This window comes from Flagellimonas yonaguniensis (genome assembly GCF_029193885.1).
Taxonomy (GTDB): Bacteria; Bacteroidota; Bacteroidia; order Flavobacteriales; family Flavobacteriaceae; genus Flagellimonas; species Flagellimonas yonaguniensis.
On sequence record NZ_JARFVB010000013.1, the window covers coordinates 16982 to 29790 of the forward strand.

General features: G+C 42.7%; 10 protein-coding genes and 1 tRNA gene. 6 read left to right on the forward strand and 5 right to left on the reverse strand.

Annotation, left to right across the window (positions count from 1 at the left end; translation table 11 throughout):
- The first annotated feature begins 21 nt into the window (after positions 1-21).
- The 3 genes from PY092_RS15680 to PY092_RS15690 all read left to right on the forward strand — a co-directional run bounded on the left by PY092_RS15680 (position 22) and on the right by PY092_RS15690 (position 2168).
- Positions 22-804, forward strand: coding sequence for a DUF4625 domain-containing protein (locus tag PY092_RS15680; protein WP_275616756.1), 783 nt, complete (start codon positions 22-24; stop codon positions 802-804).
- 52 nt (positions 805-856) lie between these two features.
- Positions 857-1336 (forward strand): DUF4625 domain-containing protein, encoded by a 480-nt coding sequence (locus PY092_RS15685; protein WP_275616757.1) that lies wholly within the window; start codon positions 857-859, stop codon positions 1334-1336.
- A gap of 106 nt (positions 1337-1442) precedes the next feature.
- The gene (locus PY092_RS15690) at positions 1443-2168 is read left to right on the forward strand and encodes a hypothetical protein (RefSeq protein ID WP_275616758.1); all 726 of its coding nucleotides are present in this window, start codon (positions 1443-1445) and stop codon (positions 2166-2168) included.
- Between the two features lie 83 nt (positions 2169-2251).
- Here the strand turns inward: PY092_RS15690 and PY092_RS15695 are convergent, their stop codons facing one another.
- The 3 genes from PY092_RS15695 to PY092_RS15705 form a co-directional block, all read right to left on the reverse strand.
- On the reverse strand, positions 2252-4042 hold the full coding sequence (locus PY092_RS15695; protein WP_275616759.1) for a ribonucleoside-diphosphate reductase subunit alpha: 1791 nt from the start codon (positions 4040-4042) through the stop codon (positions 2252-2254).
- A gap of 3 nt (positions 4043-4045) precedes the next feature.
- Positions 4046-5320, reverse strand: coding sequence for a ribonucleotide-diphosphate reductase subunit beta (locus PY092_RS15700; protein ID WP_275616760.1), 1275 nt, complete (start codon positions 5318-5320; stop codon positions 4046-4048).
- A gap of 428 nt (positions 5321-5748) precedes the next feature.
- Positions 5749-5830, reverse strand: a tRNA-Leu gene (locus PY092_RS15705).
- A 160-nt stretch (positions 5831-5990) separates the two neighbouring features.
- Here PY092_RS15705 and PY092_RS15710 point away from each other — a divergent pair.
- From PY092_RS15710 to pth, 3 genes are all read left to right on the forward strand, one after another.
- Entirely contained in the window at positions 5991-6932 is a 942-nt protein-coding gene (locus PY092_RS15710) for a ribose-phosphate pyrophosphokinase (RefSeq protein ID WP_275616761.1), read from the forward strand.
- A 19-nt stretch (positions 6933-6951) separates the two neighbouring features.
- On the forward strand, positions 6952-7590 hold the full coding sequence (locus PY092_RS15715) for a 50S ribosomal protein L25/general stress protein Ctc (protein WP_275616762.1): 639 nt from the start codon (positions 6952-6954) through the stop codon (positions 7588-7590).
- A gap of 86 nt (positions 7591-7676) precedes the next feature.
- Positions 7677-8306: an aminoacyl-tRNA hydrolase gene (gene pth / locus PY092_RS15720; protein WP_275616763.1), complete on the forward strand. Its 630-nt coding sequence runs from the start codon at positions 7677-7679 to the stop codon at positions 8304-8306.
- Between the two features lie 3 nt (positions 8307-8309).
- Here the strand turns inward: pth and PY092_RS15725 are convergent, their stop codons facing one another.
- Entirely contained in the window at positions 8310-9008 is a 699-nt protein-coding gene (locus PY092_RS15725) for a hypothetical protein (protein ID WP_275616764.1), read from the reverse strand.
- Positions 9005-12799, reverse strand: a complete 3795-nt coding sequence (locus tag PY092_RS15730; protein WP_275616765.1) for a reprolysin-like metallopeptidase — start codon at positions 12797-12799, stop codon at positions 9005-9007. Before PY092_RS15730 ends, PY092_RS15725 begins: the two co-directional genes overlap by 4 nt.
- Positions 12800-12809 lie beyond the last annotated feature (10 nt).

Consider the following 12809-nt stretch of genomic DNA (forward strand, 5'->3'; position numbering starts at 1 on the left):
AACATCAAAAACAGAAACAACATGAAATCAATTTTAAAACCATTTGCAATTATCGCAGTTTTAGGGCTTTTTCTACAATCATGTAGTAGCGATGATGACACACCGGCCATAGCGGCTCCGGTTATCGCCAATTTCGAATTTGGCGAAGGTAGCTCACACTCCACCGATCAGGTAGCTTACAAAGGTTCCGACATCCATTTGGAGGCTGAAATTACTGCCGAGGGCACTGTAAGCAGTATCTCTGTAGACATCCATGCACATGATCTGGAACCCGGAGAGGGAGAAGTGGAATGGGATTTCGAGCAAACTTGGACAGATGCCAACTATATGGCCATTAACCCAACCTTTCATGAGCATATCGAGGTTCCAACCAACATCCCAGCTGGTGAGTACCACATCGAGTTAATAGTTACCGATGAACTTGGAAATAGCACAGAAATTGACGGTCACATCCAGATTTTGGATCCTATTACAATCAGTGAATTTGAAATGGATGAAACCGTAGAGAGAGGAAGCGATTTCCACATTGAATTCATGATTGAAGCTGTTAATGGCATCCATGAAGTAACCGTAGATGTACATGCCCATGACCTAGAGGTAGGAGAAGGTGAAGTTGAGTGGGACTTTGAAGGTGATTTTTCAGAAGACTACCACGAGTTGACCGAGGCCGAATTTCACGAACATATCGATGTTCCAGCCACTGCTCCTGCAGGTGAATACCATATCATCTTTACCATTGAGGATGAAGATGGCAATACCTTGGAATATGAAGAACATATCGATGTAACTGTACCTACAGTTTAAATTAACTTACCGTGGGGCTCCACAGGGGCTCCACGGTTTTTAAAAAAAGACTATGAAACTGAAGTTCAAACACACTTTTATTATATTCTCCATACTTTTTTTGACAAGTTGTTCCAGTAGCGACGACACGGATATTGATGAAGAAAAGCCTACCATTAGTGTCGACTATGCTGGAGGGTTCCCTCAGGCTTGCGAAGTATTGGAAAGAGGGCAAACCTATACATTCAGGGCACAAGTGGCCGATAATCTGGAGTTGGCTGCCTATAGCTTGAACATACACCACAATTTTGACCATCATACTCATGATGACCAAGGTGCCCAATGCGAATTGGAGGAAGTGAAAGCAGCTGTAAACCCGATGAACTATATCGAAAATTTCGATATCGAAGGTGGCGCCACTTCCTATGAAATCAATATTTCGGTCACCATTCCAGAAGACATTGACCCAGGGGATTATCACTGTGCTTATTCCGTAACCGATGTTACTGGTTGGCAGAGCAGAACCTCTGTGGATATTAAAATAGCTGAATAAGGCAAACATCTTTGGAATATAGCTGACCTAAATCATTTCATGATGCTCCGAATCGGGTTAATTTGGTTGCTTCAATACAGATTGTTAATACCTTAAAATAAATGAAATGAAAACAGTAAAAGCATTAGTCCTGAGCATTTTTGTTCTTTTGGCTTTTTATTCGTGTAAAAATGGCCAGAAAGAAAAAACCGAGACCACTGTTGAAACCGAAATGGAAACAGTGACAGAGCCTGTAACGCACATTGAAGCCCTTTTTGAAAATGAGTATGCAACAGTAACCAAAGTCGTCTTGGAACCAGGGCAAGAACAAGACCTCCACCAAGGTGGTGAAAGATTGATTTATTCGATGAACGATTACACCATTGCTTGGGAAGAAAATGGTAAAGACTTAGGGAATAAAGAGTGGAAAAAAGGTAATGCACACTCCCATGCACCTGGGATGCACAAGGCAAAAAACGTAGGTAATGAAGCCGCAGAATGGCTTGTTTTTACTAGAACAGAAACAGAATTACCTCCTTGCGATGAATATGATGATGGAAATGATGTGAATTCCGTTAAGCCAGAATCCACATTGGTTCTTTTGGACGATGAATATTTTAAGGCAATGCAGGTAACCTTAAATCCAAATGAAAGTATCCCGGACCACAATGGTATAAATCGCATAATCTATGCATTGAACGATTATTCCATTGAATACATGTCCGACCATGCAGGGTCGGGAAACAAAACATTCAAAAAAGGGGACGTGCATTGGCATGAGGCATGCAAGCACTCTATAAAAAACATTGGGACTACCGAGGCTAAATTTCTTGTTGTGGTTTACAAAAAATAATAGAATATCCCTAACCCCATCTAAAATAGAAAAGGAGGTCCCGTTGTCGGAACCTCCTTTTTTTAATGTCAAATTTGGATTATCTATGCCTCGCAGCTCACACAATCCTTCTTTTGCTTGAATTTTTGTGCCGCATTCATACTATGTTGGTAGTACAAGGATTTAAGTCCCAATTTCCATGCGGTAACGTGGATTTTGTTGATATCCTTGGTAGGCATATCAGGATGAACAATAATGTTTACCGATTGTCCCTGATCAATATGGTTTTGTCTATTGGCTGCTTGATAAATAATGTCCAACTGATCCAATTCAGAATAGGTTTTAAATACCGCCTTTTCCTCTTCGGTCAAGAAATCCAAATGTTGTACGGAACCGTCCATATCGCGAATACTCTTCCAAACTTCAGGAGTGTTTTGTTCCTTTTCTTCCAACAATTCCATCAAAAATGGATTTTTGATGGTCGTTTTAATTTTGGCAATATCCTTCACGTAGCAGTTCGACCAGATTGGCTCAATTCCTTGGGAAACCTGACCCAAAATAAAGGCTGATGAAGTAGTCGGAGCAATTGCATTCAATGTGGCATTGCGTCTTCCATAACCTTTCAATACTTCTGGCTCTCCAAAACGTTCTGCCAATTGCTCGGAAGCTTTGTAGGAACGTTCTTTGATCTCCTTGAAAATTTCACTGTTCAGGTTATAGGCTTCTTGGCTATTGAAGGACAATCGCTTGGACTGCAACAAAGAGTGCCAACCCAATGCACCTAGACCCAAGGAACGGTTTTGTTTTGCAAAGTTATATGCCCTTTCCATAAACAGGAAGGTCTGTCTGTCGTCCCTATCGGATGAATCCCTATAAGCCTCCAATTTTTCGATAAACTCGGTAATTACGGCGTCCAAGAAGTGAACCATGGTCTCCACAGCATCGGTCTTCTTCCATTTGTCGTAATGCATCAAATTGATACTTGAAAGAACACATACAAACGACCAATTATCGTTGGATGGCAACATAATTTCAGTACATAGGTTACTGGCATGGATACGGTGGTTCTTATCTTTGTACACATCCGCGGCACCATCATTGGCATTGTCGGAGAAGAATACATACGGATATCCCATTTCGCCCCTACGCTGTAACACTTTGGCCCAAACGGTTCTTTTTTCCACATCGCCTTCAACCATTTCCTGCATCCACTGGTTGGTCACTGTTACACCATGGGTCAATTGTTGGATTGGATTGCCTTCAGTTCCGATTTCCAAGAACTCCATGATGTCCTTATGGTCAATGGGCAAATATGGAGAAAAACGACCGCGACGAACCGATCCTTGGCTTACCACATCCACCATGGATTCGAACAATTGCATAATATGCACGGCACCCGAAGCTTGTCCGTTATTTTTAACCGGTGCCCCCCTATGTCTGATCTTTCCAAAATATCCTGATGTTCCACCACCAAGTTTGGACATCATCCCTACCTCGGATTGCGTGTAAAGGATGTTCCCCATATCATCATCGATATGAGATCCAAAGCAACTGATGGGCAGACCGCGTTTTTTTCCAAAGTTTGACCATACTGGAGAAGCCAATGAGAAAAACCCTTCGGACATATAGCCATAGAATTTGTCCGAATACCCCGGAATCTGCAAAATCTCCTCTGCCCTATCACCAATCTCACGGATACGTTCCTCAGGGGTCACACCTTCTGTAAGGTATCCTGATGCCAAAAATTGTCGGCTATACTCGTTCAACCATTTAAATCCCTTGCTTTCCTCACTCTTTAGTTTGGACAAGGTATCCTTTCTTGCGTTTACAAGTTCTTGTGTTTTGTTGTCTTGTTTTTGGTCTGTGGTCGGGGTTATTTGTGTTCTCTTCTCCATAATTTAAAAAAGGTCGTCGCTAGTTATACTTTGTGTTCTCTTGCTATAGTTGATGGATCTTTTTACAAAAAAGTCTCCGTGTTTTGTCCCTATGATCTCGTCGTCGAACCATTCGGTCTGCTCCAATAATTTTTGGTCGACATCGAATATTTTGGAGATTCCAATGCTCTCCAAAGAATTGTTGAATCTGTTTTTGATGAATTCGTTCACCAAGTTCTTTGGCAAGAAATCCAATTCACCTTCTTCAAAAATCCAATCCACTATTTTACTTTCTGCCTCAAATGCCTTTTCGCAGATATCCTGAATCATCGCCTTGTATTGATCATCGAACCATTCTGGGTGTTCCTTTTTGATGATGTTGATCACATCGATACCAAAATCTCCATGAATCTGCTCTTCTTTGGAAGTGGCCTCAACCACATTGGAAATTCCCTTCAACACATTTTTGTGCTTATTGAAGGCCATGATGATCAAAAACTGTGAAAACAAGGACACGTGCTCAATAAAAAGAGAAAAAAGCAAAATCGATTCTGCATACTCCTTATTGTTCTCGCTTTTGGCATTTTTCAAGGCAGTCTCCAAATACTGCACACGCTTCATAATGACCGGCTTCTTCTTCAGATTTTCAAATTCTTGGTTTAAACCTAAAATCTCCAATAAGTGGGAATAAGCATCGTGGTGGCGTACTTCACTTTCCGCAAACGTAGCTCCAACAGAACCGATTTCCGGTTTGGGCATTCTATGATAGATATCTCCCCAAAAAGATTTGACCGCCACTTCAATTTGAGAAATGGCAAGCATGGTGTTTTTAATGGCACTACGCTCGACCTCGTTCAACCCGGATTTAAAATCCTGGATGTCACTGGTAAAGTTGAACTCCGTATGTATCCAATACGAATGTCGGATCGCGGGCACATACTCATATAATTGCGGATACTCGTAAGGCTTTAAATTGATACGCTTTTCGAAGATATCCGACTCACGCATCTGGGCTCTTTTGTTCCTGTAAATAATATAGGCTTTTGCCGCATCGTGGAACTCACTATCCATTAGTTCGTTCTCCACAACATCTTGAACTTCCTCTACGGTCGGCAAATAATGTTCGTCTTGACTTTTTCGCTCCAACAACACTTTATTTACGTTGTCGGCAATGGTCTGCGCATCAGTGATCTGGCCATGCTCCACAGCTGTCATGGCTTTCAAGATTGCATTCGTAATCTTGTGTAAATCAAATTCTTGCGTACTAAAATCCCTCTTAGTTATCTGAGTAATCTGCATGAAGAAAACGGTTTGGAGTTGTAAAAAATAGCTTGACTGTAAAATTCATATTTTCTTTACTTGGATTTTAAGTTACCCCGATCAGGTTCTTAACACTTTTATCAACATTCGTTTTTTGGAACAACAAAAATCCGTGGGAACAAACGTAGAATAAGGGCTCCCAAAAAAAGCTCACAAAGCTTATTCCTGCCAAAATTTTTTTCACAGTTTTTTAACAAAATTTGTTCGCAAAATAATTGAACGCAGTAAACACCAAACCTCAACAGCATCTTGCTCAAAAAAAGACATGGTTTTCCAATGAGGTCAATTTCCAAAACCAGAATTCAGAGAGATGAAAAAATAATTAAGGTATTGATATTACAATCTAAGGAGAGGGAGTTACAAATGGCCAAAAAAAATCCTCGACAATATTGTCGAGGATTTCTTAGTACCTTGGGAGGGAATCGAACCCTCACTCCCGAAGGAACTGGATTTTGAATCCAGCGCGTCTACCAGTTCCGCCACCAAGGCTTGGCATCACATTTTTTAAATGCGAGTGCAAAGCTAAAAAATATTTTTTATTTATCACCAAAAAATACTTCGATTTATCCTTTAGCAACCCAATTTAATTCTTAAATTTGCACCTCCTTATTGAAAAGCACTTTAAAACGCTAGTTAACAAGAGATTGTAATGGCCTATCAAGTTCCGGAACCTAAAATTTTTGCTTGCACCCAAAGTGTTGAGCTGGGCAATAAAATCGCTGCTTCCTACGGCGCAGAATTGGGGAAAGTCCAATTCTCACGCTATAGCGATGGCGAGTTTCAGCCTTCGTTCGAGGAATCCATCAGGGGAGCCCGGATTTTCATCATCGGTTCCACCAACCCAAGCTCGGAAAACTTGATGGAGATGCTGTTGATGCTGGATGCCGCCAAAAGAGCCTCCGCCAGACACATAACGGCCGTTATGCCCTACTTTGGTTGGGCCAGACAAGACAGGAAGGACAAACCCCGTGTTCCCATAGCTGCAAAATTGGTGGCCAAAATGTTGGAAACCGCAGGGGCCACAAGAATCATAACCATGGACCTGCACGCAGATCAAATCCAAGGCTTCTTCGAGAAGCCCGTGGACCATTTGTTTGCTTCCACCCTTTTCTTACCTTACTTAAAAGGTCTGAATTTGGACAATCTTTGTATAGCATCCCCTGACATGGGTGGCTCCAAAAGAGCGTATGCCTATTCAAAAGCGCTCGAGTGCGATGTGGTTATCTGTTACAAGCAACGGGCCAAGGCCAATGTCATTTCCCACATGGAACTCATTGGGGATGTCAAGGGCAAAAATGTGGTTTTGGTGGATGATATGGTCGATACCGCGGGAACCCTTACCAAAGCTGCCGATTTGATGATGGAAAGAGGAGCCGAAAGCGTGCGTGCCGTTACAACACACGGATTGCTGTCCGGCAAGGCGTACGAAAGAATTGAAGAATCAAAATTATCGGAATTGATCGTAACGGATTCCATTCCGATAGACAGTGGTAAGGAAAAGATAAAGGTATTGTCTTGTGCAGACCTCTTTGCAGATGTAATGCACAGGGTCCACCACAACACATCAATATCCTCAAAATTTTTAATGTAAATCAATTTAATATATAACAATGAAGTCAATTACAATCAAAGGATCCCAAAGAGAAAGCGTGGGCAAGGTCTCTACCAAAGCCTTACGTAATGCTGGAAAGGTCCCTTGCGTGCTGTACGGAGGGGATAAACCAGTGCATTTTTCAGCTGATGAAATCGCGTTCAAAGACTTGGTGTACACTCCCAATGCGCACACCGTGGTAATTGAATTGGAGAATGAAAAATTTGCCGCCGTAATGCAGGATATTCAATTCCACCCTGTGACGGACAACATTCTTCACATAGATTTCTACCAACTGTTCGAGGACAAGCCGATCACCATGAGTATCCCTGTACGTTTGGAAGGGAACTCCCCAGGTGTGAAAAACGGTGGACGTTTGCTATTTAGAAAGAGAAAACTTTCCATTCGCGCATTGCCCGATCTGCTTCCGGATTTCATCACAATCGATATTTCCAAATTGAGAATCGGCCAGACCATTGCCGTGGAAACCGTTCTAAACGACGACTATACATTCTTGCACCCAGATAGTACTGCTATCGTTCAGGTCAAAGCTTCTAGGACTTCCGTTGATGAAGAAATTGAAGACGAAGATGAAGAAGGTGCAGAAGGTGCAGCTACCGAAGGTGGTGAAGCTCCAGCGGCAGAAGCGGCAGAATAAGCGCTTTTAAAGTATAGCAATAGCATCCCTTTTACTTAGGTAATTTGGGATGCTTTTGTATTTTTAGACAAATCATTACACAGCCGATGCTCCATTTTATAAAGCAACTTTTGGGCTCATCAAAACAACTACTGCAAGAAACCAATTCCATGAAAAAATTTTTGATCGTCGGACTAGGGAACATTGGAACCGAATATGACGAAACCCGTCACAACATCGGGTTCAAGGTTCTTGATTTTTTGGCAGAACAAGAGGCCTTTACTTTTGAAAGTGCCAAATTGGGTGCCGTGGCCACATTTAAGCACAAAGGCAAAAGTGTGGTCTGTCTTAAACCATCCACTTACATGAACTTGAGCGGAAAAGCGGTAAAATATTGGATGGACAAGGAAAATATAAGCCTTGAGAATGTCTTGATTGTCACGGATGACATCAATCTACCTTTTGGGTCCATCCGGTTAAAGGGCAAAGGCAGCGACGGGGGACATAATGGTTTAAAAGATATTCAGAATGTTTTACAGACCACCAAGTACAACCGTTTTAGGTTTGGGGTCGGGGCCGATTTCAGCAAAGGCAAACAGGTGGATTATGTTTTGGGCAAATGGGACGATGATCAACAAAAGGCCATGCCAGAACGACTAAAAAAGTCCACAGACCTTATTCGTTCCTTCGTGTTCGCTGGTGTAAAAAACACCATGAACCAATTCAATGGGAAGTAATCGCTAAAGTACTTTAAAATCGAACACGCCGGATATTGAGGCATTTCCTTCCAAATCCGTCGCGACCACCCTCCAATAATAAACAGTTCCCGATTCAACACTTACCGGCATTTCCATAGTGGATGAAATTGTGGATGCATCGGTCACTCCTATCGATGTTGTTGGTGGGTTCGTATCCGAGAAAAAGACCTCAAAAGTGTCCATATCATTATCCGCATCCGCACCCGACCATACCAAAAGCACTTCGTTGGCAATATCCTTTTGCACTGTTGAACCGGACAAAGGACTTACCAATTGCGCTGGAAATGGTGCATAGGTGGTTTGAGACCCCGCATTATAGAACAACCAGGTTGGGCTGGAAGCCACTTGATCTGAGCTTGTGTTACGAGACGTTACAGACCACGCATAGGGTGTTCCTTTGGAAACCGTCACACTTGCGGAAGTTGACTCCGTATTTATGGTTTGAGTAACATTGGTCTCCAAATTCAAAACAATCAAACTATAACTTTCGGTATGATTGGAAGCCCCCCACCGAAAAGTGATTTGCGTAGATGACTGATTGATCTCCACTCCGGTAGTGCACTCGGAATTTTCTTCGGGAAATATTAATTCCGCTCCTTCCGGTGCAGGTGGCGGACCATCATCCCCACCACATGAAATCAATAAAACCATTATGGATAGCCAGATTATATTCCGAATCATTTTTTTATAAGTTTAAACATTTCTTTTACCCCTGCTTTCTCAACTCCTAGATAATAAATTCCTTTAGGAAGGTTGGACAAATCCAATTGAAGGTCATCCCCTGAAACCCTTCGGTTCTCCATTCTGACCAATCTACCATTAACGGTGAATATTTGAATACCAATAGTCCCCTCAAAACCACCTAGATAAACTTCGGTCACTGTATCGACAGGGTTTGGGGAAACAACGGGTCTTGAAGAATAAAACAAGGTCTGTTCAATCACACCTTGACAAGGCAGGTTGGAATAGACTTTCAAAGTATTAACACCTTCCTTCAAATCAAGCTCGATTTTTGATGCTTCTGTTTGGGTAACCAATCCATTAAGCTCCACATTGTAAAATGAGGCACCGCTCATATCCACGCTTAAGATACCGGAATCCGTTACAGCCTCAATGTCCAATACATCTGGCTGGGTAATTATAGCATCAAAACATACTTCCTGATAGGTTATCAATCCATTGGTTCCGGTAATGCAAAGGGAATATTCCCCTGCTGTCAAATTGGTAAAGGTTTGGGAATCTGTAAAATCAAATGACTCCGTGCCACTTCCTCCATCCAAAACCACTGTATACGTAATGGATGTATCAAAAGGAGTGATTGTTATCGAACCATTATTACTGCTTCTACATGTTTCACTTTCTATTTCAATCTCAAAATTGTCCGAAGCAAACCTATAAATAGCGCAACCGTTGGTATCCACCTCTACCCCTTTGGGCGTACCCAAACATAAATCGTCCCCATCATCGAAAACACCGTCCTCATCTTCATCAGGACGATAATTCCCCTCAATGCAAATATCAAGTGAAAAGCCTATCAGACTCCCTCCATCACTTGCTGCAGTGTCCTGTATCTCCAAAATCCATTCCCCTAAAATGGATTCTCCTTTTAAAGAAGCCAGCGAACCTAATGGGGCCACCGTTCCAGAAATCGCCGGATCATCCCCGCACACAATTGGGGCTCCTTCATCATCAAAAACCGCATTGATGTTATTGGCTTCCCCACAAGTGTTTGAAATCAGGGCCACCCGCGTTCCCGATGGGGATATCAATGTAATAATAAGGTCCTCCAAGTAAGTATGATCCAATTCCAAGTTCACATTCACATCGGATATGGGCAAATCTTCCACAAAAAGAATGGATGTGGTAATCGTTGGCGTCCCCGAAGAGGAAATCAGCAACGGCAAATCATTGGGTTCCTTGCTTTTACAATCCACCTTGGATGTAACAAAACTGTGTTCGGTTCCAAAGGTTCCAGTTCCACAACCATTAGTTGGCCTTACCCGCCAAAAATATTCGGTCTCCGGTTCTAAACTAGTGGTTTTGAAATGGGTAAATGGAGTGGACGCAGATTCCACAACATTTGCAAACCCAACATCCGTAGCAACCTCTATATCGTAATTCGAATACAACGGGTTCTCTTCCCAGCTAAGTTCGGCATCCAAAGAAACCCCACCTTCCCCATTTGCTGGAGACAGCAAAGCCACATCGGAAAATGTACCATCTTGAATCGTTACGGAAATAGTGATGCTCTTGGTTACTGATGCTGCTGTCGATGTTACCGTAATATCGTACTCCCCAGGGGCAACACTATTGGTATTGGACAGGGTCAATTCGACCTCGGTTTGATCGGAACTTGCATCAACGGGCGAAAAGATTGCCGACAATCCTACGGGAACATCCGCAGAAAATGTGGAGCTCTCATTGAATCCATCATAGGTTTCGTACACAAAGGGGATTACCAAATCATCTGGCTGGCACGCCTCGTAATCCAAACTTTCAACATTTAAAACCACCTCGGATTGTTCCATCGTAAAATCGGCACTATTGACCGCAAAGAATATATTGTCACTGGCCTTAACCATAATCCGGGCCGTTTCCGTAATATCCCCTGGCAAAAGTATTTCTTCGGAACCATCATTCGGGGTATCTTCCAATAGTATGATGGGAAAAGTAAGCCCTCCATCCAAAGAAAGAAAAACATCTACATTTTGGGCATTTATGGGTGCGATATCGGTGTTGGCCACATCCCAGTTGATTTCTTGTACCGAACCAGCCTGATAAACCTCGTTTGCGGCTTGCGAAGTCACTACAAAAGGACCTGCAGCCTTGATGACCATCACATCCAACACATCGGAAACAACCTGTCCCCCTCCTTCTGCATTGTCACGGACAGTACAGGCAAAACTCAGGTTCCGCTCTATATCCGAAACACTTTCCCATGCGCTTCCCGTTATGGGGTTGGTCTGGGTAAGATTTCCTTGGGCTACTTCCGATAGTCTTGGAAAATATCGCATAGGCTCTGTCGAAGGCGGCAACGACCTAAAGTTGGCACCATTAGGATTAGTGGAACCGAAAGAAGCCGTAGTTACCAGGCCATCATCTATTTGTTCCCAAGTGTAGGTAAGCACGTCACCAACATCGGGGTCGGTTGCACTACCTTCCAAAACAAAAGCAGTCCCTTTTGGAATTGTAAAATCATCAACTGGTGTCAATACAGGCGGCGAATTGGCCAAGACTTCGGTTTGAGCACATGAAGTGGTCGCCAAATAGGTCGAAATCTGAAGTATGCTATTGTAATGGAAGTAATCATCTCCTTGTGATGCCACATTGTTCCCTTCAACGATTCCAGCATAGCCCATTATGGTGCTTCCACTTGCAGGCTCAGCCTGCACTCCTGTCCCCTCTGATTCGAAAGACCACGTGTGATTGGCCCCAAACTGATGGCCAAGTTCATGTGCAACATAATCAATGTCGTACACATCACCCTGCGGATTGAATGCTGATGAAAATGCGCTTCCCTTTCTATTGTCCACACAAACCGAAGCAATAAAACCCGCATTGCCATTATCCAAACCTTCATTCACTTGATGGAAAAGATGGCCCACATCGTAGTTCTCCTCTCCGATTATGGAAGTAATGGTGCTCTGCACCTCTGAATTCAAACTATCATCATAAGGATCTGTAGTGGCATTGGTAAAGATAATTTCGTCATTGTTGGCAATCAATTCCAACCTCACTCCCAAATCCGTTTCAAAAACTTCGTTCACACGGGTTATTGTTGCATTTATTCCTGCAAGGGCATCTTCCACGGTACCCCCCATTTTTTGGGTGTACTCCCCCGAAGCGGAAACTGCGATTCTATACGTACGCAACAACTGGTCATCCACCAAAGGGACAATGGTCTTTGCCGTAGTACCTGATGATTTATCACCAGCACCAAATAAATCTTTACTGGTTTCACAAATAAAATTCATTTTTGAGGAAAGCCCTGCATCTTTATCGTACAGAACATAAGCGTTCGGTTTATTGGAAACGGGTTCCATAAAAGCGGTTTTGTTGTTCTGCAAATCCACGATCATGGTTTGAAGACCTTTGTGCGAGCTACTGAGTCTCACTTTGTACTTTCCATCGGAACTTACACCCGTATACGATTTTATATTTGGGTATTTTTTGGCAAGATCCGAGTGAAGTACTGGGGTCTCCTTCAAATTGAAGGGAACAATAACTCCTTCGCTGTTGGGCAGATAAACAATACGTTGATTCCCTTTGGAAGTTGAAAAAGATTTCATTTCCTTGGAAAAACCAGCTTTGTCCAAGGACAAAACCTTTGTGGCCCCCGACATATCAGTCAGGGAAGCACTTCGTAGGTTGGACTGTTTGGGCTCTGTTTTCCAATAACCTTGCTGCCCGTAAATGCAAAAGCAGCTAAAAAATATGGTTATTGAAAAAACAAGATGTAATTTAGCTTTCATACACGGTTAG